Origin of the sequence: Flavobacterium sp. (assembly GCF_043773265.1) — a bacterium.
Classification (GTDB): Bacteria; Bacteroidota; Bacteroidia; order Flavobacteriales; family Flavobacteriaceae; genus Flavobacterium.
On sequence record NZ_JAYVFH010000182.1, the window covers coordinates 1 to 13,624 of the forward strand.

Annotated in this window: 14 protein-coding genes and 1 pseudogene; 7 read left to right on the top strand and 8 right to left on the bottom strand. The window is 28.2% G+C overall.

Features of this window, described 5'->3' with window-relative positions; genetic code table 11:
• Window positions 1–912: pseudogene (locus ACH2BO_RS09705) on the top strand (insulinase family protein); the annotation flags it as partial.
• A gap of 63 nt (window positions 913–975) precedes the next feature.
• Here ACH2BO_RS09705 and ACH2BO_RS09710 read toward each other — a convergent pair.
• The 4 genes from ACH2BO_RS09710 to ACH2BO_RS09725 form a co-directional block, all read right to left on the bottom strand.
• Window positions 976–1,410, bottom strand: coding sequence for a hypothetical protein (locus tag ACH2BO_RS09710; protein ID WP_395044544.1), 435 nt, complete (start codon window positions 1,408–1,410; stop codon window positions 976–978).
• A gap of 2 nt (window positions 1,411–1,412) precedes the next feature.
• Window positions 1,413–1,853, bottom strand: a complete 441-nt coding sequence (locus ACH2BO_RS09715; protein ID WP_395044545.1) for a hypothetical protein — start codon at window positions 1,851–1,853, stop codon at window positions 1,413–1,415.
• Between the two features lie 118 nt (window positions 1,854–1,971).
• Window positions 1,972–2,100, bottom strand: coding sequence for a hypothetical protein (locus ACH2BO_RS09720; protein WP_395044546.1), 129 nt, complete (start codon window positions 2,098–2,100; stop codon window positions 1,972–1,974).
• Window positions 2,101–2,242: 142 nt separating this feature from the next.
• Window positions 2,243–3,109 carry a DMT family transporter gene (locus tag ACH2BO_RS09725; RefSeq protein WP_395044579.1) on the bottom strand — a complete coding sequence of 289 codons (867 nt, stop codon included), beginning with the start codon at window positions 3,107–3,109 and terminating at the stop codon, window positions 2,243–2,245.
• A gap of 108 nt (window positions 3,110–3,217) precedes the next feature.
• On the opposite strand from ACH2BO_RS09725, the gene ACH2BO_RS09730 reads away from it, so the two are divergent.
• Window positions 3,218–3,610, top strand: coding sequence for a heavy-metal-associated domain-containing protein (locus tag ACH2BO_RS09730; RefSeq protein WP_395044547.1), 393 nt, complete (start codon window positions 3,218–3,220; stop codon window positions 3,608–3,610).
• A gap of 3 nt (window positions 3,611–3,613) precedes the next feature.
• On the opposite strand, the gene gldD is transcribed toward ACH2BO_RS09730, so the two are convergent.
• Genes gldD through mutY form a run of 4 tightly spaced genes read right to left on the bottom strand, consistent with a single transcriptional unit; the run spans window position 3,614 to window position 7,004 of the window.
• On the bottom strand, window positions 3,614–4,183 hold the full coding sequence (gene gldD, locus ACH2BO_RS09735) for a gliding motility lipoprotein GldD (protein WP_395044548.1): 570 nt from the start codon (window positions 4,181–4,183) through the stop codon (window positions 3,614–3,616).
• A complete protein-coding gene (locus ACH2BO_RS09740) occupies window positions 4,173–5,474 on the bottom strand; it encodes a gliding motility-associated protein GldE (RefSeq protein ID WP_395044549.1) in 1,302 nt (433 codons plus the stop codon). Before ACH2BO_RS09740 ends, gldD begins: the two co-directional genes overlap by 11 nt.
• A 24-nt stretch (window positions 5,475–5,498) precedes the next feature.
• Entirely contained in the window at window positions 5,499–5,933 is a 435-nt protein-coding gene (locus ACH2BO_RS09745; protein WP_395044550.1) for a single-stranded DNA-binding protein, read from the bottom strand.
• 33 nt (window positions 5,934–5,966) lie between these two features.
• Window positions 5,967–7,004 (bottom strand): A/G-specific adenine glycosylase, encoded by a 1,038-nt coding sequence (gene mutY, locus ACH2BO_RS09750; protein WP_395044551.1) that lies wholly within the window; start codon window positions 7,002–7,004, stop codon window positions 5,967–5,969.
• A 132-nt stretch (window positions 7,005–7,136) separates the two neighbouring features.
• Between mutY and ACH2BO_RS09755 the strand changes: the two genes are divergently transcribed.
• From ACH2BO_RS09755 to ACH2BO_RS09775, 5 genes are all read left to right on the top strand, one after another.
• On the top strand, window positions 7,137–7,430 hold the full coding sequence (locus ACH2BO_RS09755; RefSeq protein ID WP_395044552.1) for an HU family DNA-binding protein: 294 nt from the start codon (window positions 7,137–7,139) through the stop codon (window positions 7,428–7,430).
• 372 nt (window positions 7,431–7,802) lie between these two features.
• On the top strand, window positions 7,803–9,350 hold the full coding sequence (locus ACH2BO_RS09760; protein WP_395044553.1) for an Rne/Rng family ribonuclease: 1,548 nt from the start codon (window positions 7,803–7,805) through the stop codon (window positions 9,348–9,350).
• Between the two features lie 212 nt (window positions 9,351–9,562).
• Window positions 9,563–9,841: a helix-turn-helix domain-containing protein gene (locus tag ACH2BO_RS09765; protein ID WP_395044554.1), complete on the top strand. Its 279-nt coding sequence runs from the start codon at window positions 9,563–9,565 to the stop codon at window positions 9,839–9,841.
• 131 nt (window positions 9,842–9,972) lie between these two features.
• The gene (locus ACH2BO_RS09770; protein ID WP_395044555.1) at window positions 9,973–13,005 is read left to right on the top strand and encodes a class I SAM-dependent DNA methyltransferase; all 3,033 of its coding nucleotides are present in this window, start codon (window positions 9,973–9,975) and stop codon (window positions 13,003–13,005) included.
• Complete coding sequence (locus ACH2BO_RS09775; protein WP_395044556.1) at window positions 13,005–13,622, top strand: hypothetical protein; 618 nt, start codon at window positions 13,005–13,007, stop codon at window positions 13,620–13,622. Before ACH2BO_RS09770 ends, ACH2BO_RS09775 begins: the two co-directional genes overlap by 1 nt.
• Window positions 13,623–13,624 lie beyond the last annotated feature (2 nt).

Sequence of the window (13,624 nt, forward strand, 5' to 3'; positions counted from 1 at the left end):
CAAGTTGAAAAACCAGCAACAATTGCTCGTTACGCTTTAAATATAGAAACTGAAGGTTTGCCTGCCGATTTTTATGAAAATTATATCAAAAACATTCAAGCAGTAACTGTAGATGATGTAATGAGAGTAATGAATAAATATGTTCTTGAAGATAATATCAGAATAATAATTACAGGAAAAGGTTCAGATGTTATTCCTGGATTAGAAAGTTTGAAAATTCCAATGTTTTATTTTGATAAATTTGGAAATCCAACAGAAAAACCAAAACTTAAAAAACCTGCACCAGCTGGAGTTACTGTTAAAACAGTTTTAGATAATTATATAAATGCAATTGGTGGCGAAAAAGCAGTATTAGGTGTAAAAACTATTTTCTTAACTGGAACATCAGAAATAGAAGGTGCACCATCACCACTTTCTTATGTTTCTAAAAAAGATGTAAAAGGAAAAACATTTTTTAAAATGGAAATGGAAGGAATGGGCGAATTGTCTAGACAAGTAATTGGCGACAAAAGTGGTTACTCAATGAATCAAGGACAAAGAAAAGATTTGACTGCAGAAGAATTTGCTGAAAAGAAACTAACAGCATCTACATTTGAAGAAATGATGTTGTTGAAAAAAACCGATTTAGTTCTTGATGGCATTGAGCCAATGAACGGAACAGAAGCTTACATTATTTTAAATGGAAAATCAACTATATATTATGACGTAAAAACTGGTTTAAAATTAATGACATCAACTACAAGTGAACGAAATGGTCAAAAAATGACTTCTACAATTACTTACAACGATTATAAAGATGTAAAAGGAGTTAAAATTCCTTATAATGTAATCATGAATCAAGGTAGAGAAATTGAAATTAAAATGACCGATGTTAAAATTAATGAAGGTGTTACTGATGCTGATTTTCAGTAAATAGAAAGAAATAATAAAATTAAAACCGTTTCAAATATTATTTTTGAAACGGTTTTTTTTTATTTAATTTATTTTTATATGACGATTTGCATCACATGGACATAAACCTATATTGTCTTCTTTTGTGCAGGTAAAATCAAATATACTGTCGTTTAATTTAACAATTTTAACCTCGTTGGTGAAAGAATTATTTTGTTCAGATGCATTATAAAATCTTGTCAATACTGAATCAGCAGTAATTGTATAGGTGCCATTATAATTGATTTCACCAACCTCTTCAAAAGTGTTGTTTGAATTAAAATGTAATATATTACCATTATTATAATATTCAATATGTGGATTATCTGCTTGATCAATATCAAAATAATTATAAAAGCCAACAAATTTCCATGAACCAACTAATTCATCTTGTAATGAGTTAGTTGCTTTATTGTCATTATTAATTGAACAACTTATTATTGTTAATAGCGTTGTTAGTAATAAAATTATTTTTTTCATGATTATTGTTCAACTTTTTGATATCTCTCAAGCCAACCTGTTGAACCTTCTCCAGGAAAGGGATAGAATTCTAAATACTCATCTGTCAACAAGAATATTTTATAAGTATAAACGCTATTTGGATTCCAAGTATAATCCTCATTAAAATTAAAAGTTAATGTAGAATCCATAGCAACTGAATAACTACCAATAGGGTTTGATGGATAAGCTGGAAAATCTAAGTTACCATTACTCTGAAAATTTGTAATTCCGCCATTTTCAACCAAATGATAGTTAGTTCCTGTTATTGGGTCATTATCCATATCATCATAATATCCGACGAGTTTCCAAGAACCAATTAATTTTTCTTTCATTAAGATATTTTCTTCAATTGTATTTTCGTCATTTGACGAACAACTAATCATTGCGAAACAACTAATTATAACTAAAAATATTTTTTTCATAATATAAATTTTTAAATTATTGTTTATTGAACTATTATTACTTGTTGTGTAAAACCACCTTCTTTTGTAAATAAATTTAAAATATAATTATTGCCGCTTTGCAAATTTGCATCGTCAATTACAAACTAATTGGTTGATGTATTTGAAATTCTTTCATCATTAAATCATCATAAGTATGATACTTTTCTGGCGTTTCAAAACCACATTCCTGAGCATTCACATTCAAAAACAAAGATAAATTTTTCATAAACAATTGTTTTTAAATGGTTAATAGTTTTACGAATGTATAAAATACTATTAATTTAACAAAATTATTCTGAGTTATTTTTCTGAAAATAAATAAGTTATATGTTTTAAATGACCAAAACTTGTAACTCATAACTCAAAACCTACTTCTTACTAGACAAATAAACACCAATTAATATAATAAAAGCTCCAATAAACTGAATTGTAGTAAGCATTTCACCATCTAATAATCCCCAAAAAAACGCTACAACAGGAATTAAATAGGTTACCGAGGTTGCAAAAACCGGCGATGACATTTGAATCAATTTAAAAAATAAAATATTTGCAATTCCTGTTCCAACAACACCAAGTATTACAATATAAATCATCGAGTTTTGAACTTCGGCATTTTCTACAACCGCTAAAAAATCTGTTGAAAATAATACAATTAAAGCTGGAACCAACATTACAATAAAATTCCCTGTAGAAATACTCAAAGGTTTTACATCAGATAAATATTTCTTCAACAAGTTTACATTTGTAGCATAACAAATAGAAGCTATAAGAACCAAAATAGTATACCAATAATTTTGATTTGGATGATTCATGGCACCATTAATAATTAATAGTAAAGTTCCAATCAAGCCAATAACAACTCCAAAAATTTGTGTTCTTTTAAAGGTTAAACCAAATGCAATTCCGCCAAGAATTAGAGTATTTAATGGAGTTAACGAATTTAATATAGAACTTACAGAACTACTAATTTGTGTTTGAGCAATGGCAAATAAAAAAGCAGGAATAAAAGTGCCAAACAAAGAGGTCAATGCAATATATTTCCATTGATGTTGCTTAATTTGAGTAACACTTTTAAATCCGATTATGATTAAAAAAACAGCCGAAAATATAATTCTTAGAGAACCCAATTGCATTGGTGACAAACCAACCAATCCTTTTTTTATTAAAATAAATGAACTTCCCCAAATTAAAGCTAGAACAGTTAAATAAATCCATTTTAAAGTAGTCGTTTGCATTACATTTTTTTTGGTATGCAAATTTGACATAATTTTATGAATAGTCACTTACTTAATAATGTAATTTTGCAACTAAATTAAGAACATAAAAAATTAAGATATTAGATTATGAAATTTATAAAATCACTTTTAGGTATAGCAATTACAACATTACTACTCGTAGCGTGTAAAAATACAGACAGTAAACCAATAGCAGTAAAAGACCAGAATCTGAATCAAGTTCAGATTAAAAAAGAAATTGTTGCAGCAGAAAAACCAGAAACAGCAACTTTTAAAATCGAAGGCATGACTTGTGAAATGGGTTGTGCAAAAACTATTGAAAAAAAATTAACAAGTTTAGATGGAGTTCAAGACGCAAAAATAGATTTTGAAGCAAAAACAGCAACAGTAAATTTTGATTTAGATAAATTATCAACTGATGATTTGGTTAAAACAGTTGAAGATTGTGCAGACGGAAAGACTTATAAAGTTTCTGAATTAGAAATTGGTAAAAAAGTGTAATTTTTATTTCCACTTCAAAGTTTCCATTAATCGTTGCATATCATTTCTAATATAATCTTCGGCAGGCATTATTGAATCAAAATTTGGCTTGGCATAAAAATAAACAGAACCAGTTACAAAATGCTTAATGCTGTCTGTAGCATAAAATTGTGAGTTTGTAGCAGCATTTCCGCCAACTTTGTAAAACATACCATACACTTTATTATCATCATTAATAAATGGTTGTTCTAATATATCATCTGCTTTTATAACATGTTCATAGGTTAATCTTTGTGCATCACCAAGCAATTTATCAATATCACCATTCACTGTTTTATAGGTTAAATAAATAGTGGCTTTCATCTTTGGATAAGTAATTGTAAAGCCACAATCGCCTTTTTCTTTTATTACAGCATCCGAATTCATATCAAACGTTAATGGACAATGATTTTCAAACGCAGCATATTCTGCCACAGCATAATCCAATCGCAGTTGACTTGATGGTTTTGGCAAAACATCATCTTTGCAACTTGTAAAAAGTAGTGTGCTAAAAATAAATGCTAATCCAATTATATGTTTAAAACTAGTTTCCATCAGTGGTTACTTTTATTTGTTTTACTCTTTTTTTGTCTACTACTTCAATTGTAAAAAGGCAGTTTTCAAATAGAATTTTTTGTCCTTTTTTAGGAAAATTACCTAATATTTCAAGAATAAATCCTGCTAATGTTTCGGCTTCACCTTTTCTAATTTCAAATAAATCTTCATCTACATCAATAATTCTGTAAAAGTCTTTCAAATTTATTTTTCCTTCAAACAAGTAGTTTCTATCATCAATTTGAGAATAATTTATATTTTCATCATCAAATTCGTCACTAATATCGCCAACAATTTCTTCAATTACATCTTCTAATGATACAATACCAGATGTTCCGCCATATTCATCAACAACAATTGCCAAATGACTTTTCATGCTCTGAAAATCTTTTAGCAAATCGTCTAGTTTTTTATTTTCTGGCACAAAAAACGGTTCGCGAAGCAAGGTTTTCCAATCAAATTCTTTTTTGTTTATGTGAGGAATCAAATCTTTAATAAACAAAACGCCTTGTATATGATCTATATTGTCTTTGTAAACCGGAATTCGTGAATATCCTTTTTCAACTATCTTCGGAAAAATTTCAGAAAATGATTCTTCAATATCTAAAGTAAATAAATCTATTCTCGGACTCATAACTTGTTTTGTGTCAGTATTTCCAAAAGAAACAATACCTTCTAATAATTTTTGTTCTTCATGCGAAGTGTCATCTGTAGAAGTAAGTTCTAACGCTTGTGATAATTGATCTACAGAAAAATTAGTTTTTTGTTTACCCAATTTTTCCTGAATAAAAATAGTAAAAGCACGCATTGGTAAACTTATTGGTGATAGTAATTTGTCTAAGATTGATAATGGATAAGCTATAAATGATGCAAATTTTATATTGTTTCTACTTGCATAAACCTTTGGCAATACTTCGCCAAAAAGCAAAATTAAAAAAGTAACCAAAATCACTTCTACAGAAAACTTTAGAATTGGAGATGCAATAGTCGAAAAAACTTCGTCAAGCGAAAAAGAAAACAGAATAACTATAGAAATATGAAGAAAATTATTGGCTACTAATAATGTTGCTAAAAGTTTCTTGGGTTTAGCAAGTAAATTATTAATTACAACAGCTTTAGATGGATGATTGTTAGATAAATCTATAATGTTTTTTTGAGTCAAAGAAAAAAGTGCCACTTCAGATGCTGCCACCATTGAGCAACAAAAAAGTAAAACTACAATGCCAATTATTCCAAAAAGTAAATTGGTGTCAACATTCGATAATAATTCTAAACTGGGCTCAAAGTCCAAATTCAATAAGATTAGTTAAACAAATTAATACGGCAAATCGTTTTCGATTGGCGTATTTGGTGCGTCAAAGTTAGTGTTTTTATGTTCCGATGTTGTAATTTGTTTGTTTCCTTCGGTATCTTTTTTAACACTCAAAAAAGTAAATTCGGTAACCTGAATTTCTGTTGTGTATTTAGTTGTACCATCTTCGGCTTGCCACTGACGCGATTTTATTCTTCCTTCAATATAAATTTTATCGCCTTTGGTTAAATATTTTTCACATATTTCGGCTGCTTTGTTTCTAACAACAAGATTGTGCCACTCGGTTGAGGTAATTTTTTCGTTGGTTGTTTTATTGATATAAACTTCATTTGTAGCCAAAGGAAAACGACCAATGCAGTTACCACCTTCAAAATAGTGCATTTTTATATCATCACCAAGATGACCAATTAGCATAACTTTATTTAATGTTCCATTCATAATTAAGCACTTTGAGAATATCAAAATTACAAATTAAATAGAATACTTTTCAATAAAATTATAAATTACTATTGGAAAAGGAAAATCTTTCAATGAATTTAAACCAATTCCGTTTAAAATTTCATCAGAAACGGTAACTTTATAAAACTTAATATGAAGTTTTTGATGCGATAATTTATGAACTATTTGGGTTTCATTATATGTATAAACAGATTCAATATTTAAATCAGAATGTTTTTCATGAATTTGATATAAAATTGTTTCAAAATCTACTTCATCATTGGTTTCAATAACTGGAAATTCATATAAATTGTGCCAAATTCCTTTTTGGGTTCTCTTATTAATAAGAGTATTATTTTTAGAATCTAGAATAATTAGATAATTAAAATACCTATTAGTAACTTTGGTTTTCTTTAATTTTACAGGAAGTTGATTCACTTTTTTCTTTTGCAAAGCAGCACAACTTTCATTAAAAATACAAATTTCACATTTCGGATTTTTAGGCACACATTGCAAAGCGCCAAATTCCATAATTGCTTGATTGAATAGAGCAGGATTATTATTTGGAATTAATTCTTTAGCCAAAGCTGAAAATTCTTTTCTTGCAACACTTGATGCAATGTCAGTTTCGATATTAAAATATCTAGATAAAACTCTATAAACATTTCCGTCAACAACAGGAACAACTTCGTTAAAGCAAAATGAAGCAATTGCTGCAGCGGTATATTCGCCAATTCCTTTTAGTTTTAGTAAGTCATTGTAATTATTTGGAAAATTTCCGTCAAATTCAAAGGCAATTATTTGTGCGGTTTTATGCATATTTCTTGCACGAGAATAATAACCTAAACCTTGCCAAAGTTTCAAAACATGCTCTTCATTGGCTTTTGCCAAATCTAAAACAGTTGGAAATGAGTTCATAAAGGATAAAAAATAAGGCAATCCTTGAGCAACACGAGTTTGTTGAAGCATAATTTCAGACAACCAAACTGGATAAGCATTTGTAGTATTTCGCCAAGGCAAATCACGCTTATTTTGTAAATACCAAAGCAATAATGAGTTAGAAAATTCCATAAAAAATATTGGAAGACAAAAGTAAATCTTTATCTGATTAAATTTTAATCAATTATCCTTGAAATATTGTTTTTTTAATTCCTATATTTGCACACTCAAAAAATTACACATAATTATTAAATACGAACGAAAATGACGAAAGCAGATATCGTAGCAAAAATTTCAGAAAAATTAGGTCTTGAAAAAGGAGATGTTCAATCAACAGTTGAAGCATTAATGGAAGAAGTAAAAGCATCATTAGAAGGTGGTGACAATGTTTACTTAAGAGGTTTTGGTAGTTTTATTATCAAGACAAGAGCTGAAAAAACAGGTAGAAACATTTCAAAAAATACTACAATTAAAATTCCAGCACACAATATTCCAGCATTTAAACCTGCAAAAGTATTTGTAGAAGGAGTAAAAACTAAAACTGAAATAGCAGTTTAAAAAAACCAATTATTAATCACAAAAAAACAACCTATGCCAAGCGGTAAAAAAAGAAAAAGACATAAGGTAGCGACGCACAAACGTAAAAAAAGAGCGAGAGCTAACAGACACAAAAAGAAAAAGTAGTTCTAAACTACTTTTTTCTTTTTAAACGTTCATTGAAATTGGAGTTTAGTAAACAGTATTCGGTCACAATTAGCAGTTTGCTAACTGAAAATTGGCACTATCAACTAAAACTCACCGGGTAAAACCCTGAAAAAATGTTTAATCCATCCTAACAATTCAGTTTCGAGTCGAAAATTTGTGAGTTTCTAGTATAAAAACTTGCAACCTGCAACTTGAAACCAAAAAGTCGGGATAAAAATTTACAACATGAATAAAGAACTTATCATTCGAAAGGATGAAAATGCTGTAGATTTTGCCTTATTAAAAGATGGAAAACTAATTGAATTACACAAAGAAGAAGAAAAAAGCAACAATTTTTTAGTTGGTGATATTTTTATTGCCAAAATAAGAAAACCTGTTGCAGGATTAAATGCTGCTTTTGTAAATGTTGGCTTCGAGAAAGATGCCTTTTTACATTACCACGATTTGGGCCCACAATTACCTTCTTATTTGAAATTCATTAAACTTGTAAGCGCAGGTAAAATAAAAGATTTCTCCCTAAAAAACTTTCAGTTTGAAAAAGAGATTGATAAAGATGGTGCAATATCAGATATTCTGAGCGCCAATCAATCTGTTTTAGTGCAAGTGGTTAAAGAGCCAATTTCTACCAAAGGTCCAAGGATAAGTTCAGAACTTTCCTTTGCAGGTAGATTTTTAGTTCTTGTCCCTTTCTCGGATAGAGTTTCTGTTTCACAAAAAATAGAAGATAAAAACGAAAAAGACCGATTAAAAAAATTGGTACAAGCAGTCAAACCAAAAGGATTTGGTGTTATTGTGCGAACAGTAGCCGAAGGCAAAAAAACAGCCGAACTAGAAAAAGACTTGCAAAATCTAAATGAAAGATGGCTTGCAATGTGCAAAAAATTACCAACTGCTCATCATCCGTCAAAAGTGTTAGGTGAACTTAACAAAGTTTCATCTATGCTTCGAGACATATTTAATGATACCTTTACTGGTATTCAAGTAGATGATGAAGAGTTGTTTCAAGAAACGAAGGACTATATTGCCGAAATAGCACCTTCAAAACAAAACATGGTGAAACTTTATCAACATAAAGACACTCCAATTTTTGAGAAATATCATATAGAACGTCAAATAAAAACCTCATTCGGAAGAACAGTTTCTATGAGTAAAGGTGCTTATTTGATAATAGAACACACAGAAGCACTTCACGTTATTGACGTAAACAGCGGAAATCGTTCTAACAAAGCAACCAATCAGGAAGATACAGCTCTAGAAGTAAATATGATTGCCGCAGCAGAAATTGCAAGACAGTTAAGACTTCGAGATATGGGCGGAATTATTGTAATCGATTTTATTGATATGCAAAATCCTGATAATCGCCAAGTTCTATTTAATTTCTTAAGAGAAGAAATGGAAGATGATAAAGCAAAGCATAAAATCTTACCGCCAAGTAAATTTGGATTAGTTCAAATTACGCGTCAACGTGTAAGACCAGAAGTAAATATTGAAACAAGAGAAGAAAATCCAAATAATTTGAGTGGTGATATAGATGCTCCAATCCAAATTATTGACAAGATTACTTTTTCACTTGAAAAAATCATGAAAGACCACAAGAAAGTAAAACTTAACGTTCATCCTTTCGTGGCAGCATACCTTAAAAAAGGTTTTCCATCATTACGTTCAAAGTGGTTCTTTGAACATAAAAAATGGGTGAAAATTATACCTCGTGACGCTTACACGTATCTTGAATATCATTTTTATGATGATCAAGGAAATAGAATTAAAGAATAGATTCTGAAATTAATTCAGAATATAAAACCGCCTTTCGTGAGATTGGCGGTTTTTTTGTGGGCAATAGTTATTATAAAATAGAAATGTAAATTTTTTTTTGTTTAAACCTGTTATTTCTACATTAAAATTCGAAATAGCAATCTAAAATTTTTGTATAATATAGTAGCATTTTTGTATAAAAAATGATATATTTGTATACTATATTAGCAAAAATGAAAAATTATTCAATCAACAAAACGCCTTCTCAAGTTCAATTAGAATTGGCAGAACGTTTTAAAGAAATGAGAAAAAGCAAGAAGCTTTCTCAGCACCAATTGGCTGATAAATCTGGTGTTTCTTATGGTAGCATTAGACGATTTGAGTATACAGGTCAAATTTCCTTAGAGTCATTATTAAAATTAGCACATCTTTTTAATCGACTAGATGATTTTGATAATGTTTTTATAATTAATGAAGATTTGAAGAAAATTGAAAAACTTTTTAGTTATTAAGTTAAAAAAAAACTTTGAACTAGTAAAAACCGTCTTTCGTGAGATTGGCGGTTTTTTTGTTTATAATTTTTGTTACACAAAGTAAAATTACACACATATTACTTTATTTTTGTTTTAAAATTAAAAAATCAATGTCCAACTCAATTATTAATCAATTAGATATTATAGATTTTGCAAAAGATTGCAATGGATACGATATTGATTTGTTTGATAATGAAAATTATGGAGTTGTTAAAGTTTATGGTAACGAAAATCAACCTGTATTATTCTTAAAAGAAGTTAGTTCATTTGATTTTGAAACCTTAAAGCAAATTGCGGAAATACAGAAAGTATGTTGGAATTTTCAAAAAGTACTTTTTTTGTATGTTTATACAAAAACTGAAATCAGAATTTATAATTGTTCTGAAAAACCTTTTAGTTTTGACAAAATCTCAATTCAAGAAAATGAATTTAAAAAAAACTTACAAGAATTAGAACTTTATTCTTGTAAAGAAACTGACAAAGAAAAACTTCAAAAATTAAACATTATTTTTTCTAGAATTGCAATTGATACAGGGTTTATCTGGTCATCAATTGAAGCAAAAGATATTAGAGAGAAAATAAATCTTCAAAAAAGAGTTGATAAATTTTTAATTCAAAGTTTAATCAATGTTTCAAGGGAATTAGAATTACAAGGTTTAAAAGACAAAAACCTAATTCATAAGTTGGTGATGCGTTCGCTTTTTCTTTTGTATTTAGAAGATAAAGGAGCGACGAAAAAAGAGGAATATAGAAAGAATTCAACAATTGCTGAATCATATCTTGATTTACTAAAAGAAGGAGAAGTAAACTATGTTTACGATTTATTTGAAAAATTAGCTAAAGATTTTAATGGAAGTTTATTCAACATCGAAGAAAACGAAAAAGATATTGTTACACATGAACATTTAACGTTAATTGGAAAGTGTTTTACAAATGGATATGTTAAAAGTAATCAAATAAAATTATTTTTAGATTGGCGATTATTTGATTTTAGTATTATTAGAATAGAATTATTAAGTGAAATTTATGAGAATTTCTTATCTGAATTAAATAATGAAGAAAAAAAGAAAACAGGTACTTTTTATACACCTCCTTCATTAGTTGAATTGATTCTAAATGAAAAGTTACCCATTAGATATAATGAAACCGATTATAAAGTTAAAACATTAGACCCAAGTTGTGGTTCTGGGATTTTTTTAGTTCAAAGTTTTAAAAGATTAGTTAAACGTTACGAGAATAAGCATAATTTAAAACTAAATGATTTTACAATTTTAGTTGATATTCTAAAGTCTAATATTTTTGGAATTGAGCTTGAATCTAAATCTATAAAAGTTGCGGCTTTTAGTTTGTATTTAGCATTATTAGATAATCTTGACCCAAAAACAGGTTGGTGGAATGGAGCTATAAAATTTCCTTATTTAATAAATGACTCTGAAGATACAAGTTTAAAAGAACAAGGTTATAATCTTTTTAGAAGAGATACTATTTCTGATTTGTCTGAAATAAAACAATTACAAGATTTTGATTTGATAGTTGGAAATCCACCATTTGGAACAAAAAAATTGTTGCCAACAATAACAGCATATTGCAAGAAATGGGATTTTGCACAAGAAATGGTTTTGCCATTTTTGCACAAAGCAACACTTTTAGCACCTAAAGGTCAAATAGCTTTGATTTTCAATACCAAAGTTTTAACCAATACAGGCGGAACGTATCAAAATTTTAGAAAATGGTTGTTTAATAACAATCTTGTTGAGAAAGTATATAATTTTTCAATTTTAAGAAAAGCACCAAAGTTCTCCGGAGGTCAACTTTTTGGTTCGGCAGTTGGTCCAATTAGTATTATTTTTTATAAAAATGAAATACCTGAAATCTACAATGAAACAATAACATATTACGCTCCAAAGACATACATTAAAAATGATGTTTTAGAGGGAATTGTTATTGATTCATCAGATGAAAAGCATTTGCCAAGAATTGAATGTCAAAAACCAGACACTAAAATTTGGAAAATTGCTATGTGGGGTAGTTATTTTGATTTTGAGTTGATTGGAAAATTAGAAGAAAAATACAACACACTAGAAGAGTATTTTAATACTAACAAAAGTGAGTGGATAAAAGGTAGTGGACTTCATTCTCCAGATAAAAAACAGATTGAAAAGAATAAGTTCTTTATACCAAATAAAGTAATTGATACAAGTTTAATAGATAAATATTATACTTCTCGAAATGCGATAGTTGAAAATTCTAAAATATATAGACCTACAAATGAGCTTCTTTATAATAGTCCGTTTTTAGTGATTAAAGAGGGTCAAAAAGAAAAAGAATATTGCTCAAGTATAATAGATTTTGATTGTTATCACATGAGTTATAGCATAGTAAATAGCAATATAAATATTCTAAAGGTGTTATCCGCTTTTATTAATTCTATTTTTTCTAATTATTACCTTTCATTAAGTTCGTCTTCTTGGGGTATTGAAAGAGAAAGAGTTCAATCAAATGAAATGCTAGAACTTCCTGCAATTATTGAAGATATTGAAATAAAAAATATTACTAAGATTTCTTCGAAAATTGATAAAATTATCGAGATAAAAAAATCAGACAGATTTAATCAAGACACCTCATATTTAGAAAAACAAATTGATCAAATCATTTATAATGACATTTTAAAACTAACAAAAGACGAGCAAATAATAATTCAAGATACTTTGGATTATAGTATAGATTTATTTGAAAAACAAGAAAAATCTAAAGCTGTTTTACCTGTTAATGATATTAATGTTTATTCAAAAAGAGTGACCAAAGAACTCAATGAATGGCTTGAAGATATTGAATTAAAAGTTTCCGCAACTCATTATTTTATTGATCGAAATTGTCCTTTGTATTTAGTGAAATTGTCTTTTGGAAATCAACAAAATGAAATAAAAGATTCAAAAGAAAATATTTATAATGAACTTAAAAAACTAGATAAAAAACTTTGGAATGAAGAAGAGCAGAATCTTTATTTTAGAAAAAAAGTAAATTATTTTGATGGTGACGATGTTTATATCATAAAGCCTAACCAAAGACGTTTTTGGTCTGAAACTGCTGCTATGGAAGATAGTAAAACTTTATTGGTCGAAATTCTTAATATGAAAGAGTAATGGCAGGTAAATTAAACATTAATACTTTCAAAAAAATCAAGAACATTTTTTTCTCAAATTGTACTTCTCTTCTAATTGAAGCTTATCATACTTCAAAATCAAATGAAGTAATATTTCAAGATTTTGATGAAAATGACATTACAGCAATTCTTCACCATTATATTGATGTAAATCCGAAAAGAAAAATTTTAGAAATTTCTACCAATATTGAACATCATATTTTTAATAATACAAAGAAATATTCAAAAAAGTTTGCTTCAAAATTTGCAAGAATTGACTTGAGGTTTTCAACTTTTTGGAAAAGAGAAGAATATATTTATTTCATAGAAGCTAAGAATTTAAAATCAAGTGATTCTGGACTTAAAAGAAGATATATAAATACGGGTATTGATAATTTTCTTAAAGGTGGAAAATATGAAAATTGTGATGGTTTATTGGTAGGATATATATTAGAAGGAACAAAACTTGAGTGTGTAAAAGGAATAAATAATTTACTTGAAAAAGACAACAGAAATGATTTAATAATAATTCCTCAATCATTTCATAATTTTGATTTTTATCTTTCTTCTCATGAAGAAAGACTTCTTACTCATGCTTTTTTAGAATATTTTAATTAATT

Bases quoted from the DNA above. Each gene is read 5' to 3' on its own strand.
- ACH2BO_RS09710 (WP_395044544.1), bottom strand. From the start codon at position 1,410: ATGAAAAAAATAATTTTATTACTAACAACGCTATTAACAATAATAAGT.
- ACH2BO_RS09715 (WP_395044545.1), bottom strand. From the start codon at position 1,853: ATGAAAAAAATATTTTTAGTTATAATTAGTTGTTTCGCAATGATTAGT.
- ACH2BO_RS09720 (WP_395044546.1), bottom strand. From the start codon at position 2,100: ATGAAAAATTTATCTTTGTTTTTGAATGTGAATGCTCAGGAATGTGGT.
- ACH2BO_RS09725 (WP_395044579.1), bottom strand. From the start codon at position 3,109: ATGCAAACGACTACTTTAAAATGGATTTATTTAACTGTTCTAGCTTTA.
- ACH2BO_RS09730 (WP_395044547.1), top strand. From the start codon at position 3,218: ATGAAATTTATAAAATCACTTTTAGGTATAGCAATTACAACATTACTA.
- gldD (WP_395044548.1), bottom strand. From the start codon at position 4,183: ATGGAAACTAGTTTTAAACATATAATTGGATTAGCATTTATTTTTAGC.
- ACH2BO_RS09745 (WP_395044550.1), bottom strand. From the start codon at position 5,933: ATGAATGGAACATTAAATAAAGTTATGCTAATTGGTCATCTTGGTGAT.
- mutY (WP_395044551.1), bottom strand. From the start codon at position 7,004: ATGGAATTTTCTAACTCATTATTGCTTTGGTATTTACAAAATAAGCGT.
- ACH2BO_RS09755 (WP_395044552.1), top strand. From the start codon at position 7,137: ATGACGAAAGCAGATATCGTAGCAAAAATTTCAGAAAAATTAGGTCTT.
- ACH2BO_RS09760 (WP_395044553.1), top strand. From the start codon at position 7,803: ATGAATAAAGAACTTATCATTCGAAAGGATGAAAATGCTGTAGATTTT.
- ACH2BO_RS09765 (WP_395044554.1), top strand. From the start codon at position 9,563: ATGAAAAATTATTCAATCAACAAAACGCCTTCTCAAGTTCAATTAGAA.
- ACH2BO_RS09770 (WP_395044555.1), top strand. From the start codon at position 9,973: ATGTCCAACTCAATTATTAATCAATTAGATATTATAGATTTTGCAAAA.
- ACH2BO_RS09775 (WP_395044556.1), top strand. From the start codon at position 13,005: ATGGCAGGTAAATTAAACATTAATACTTTCAAAAAAATCAAGAACATT.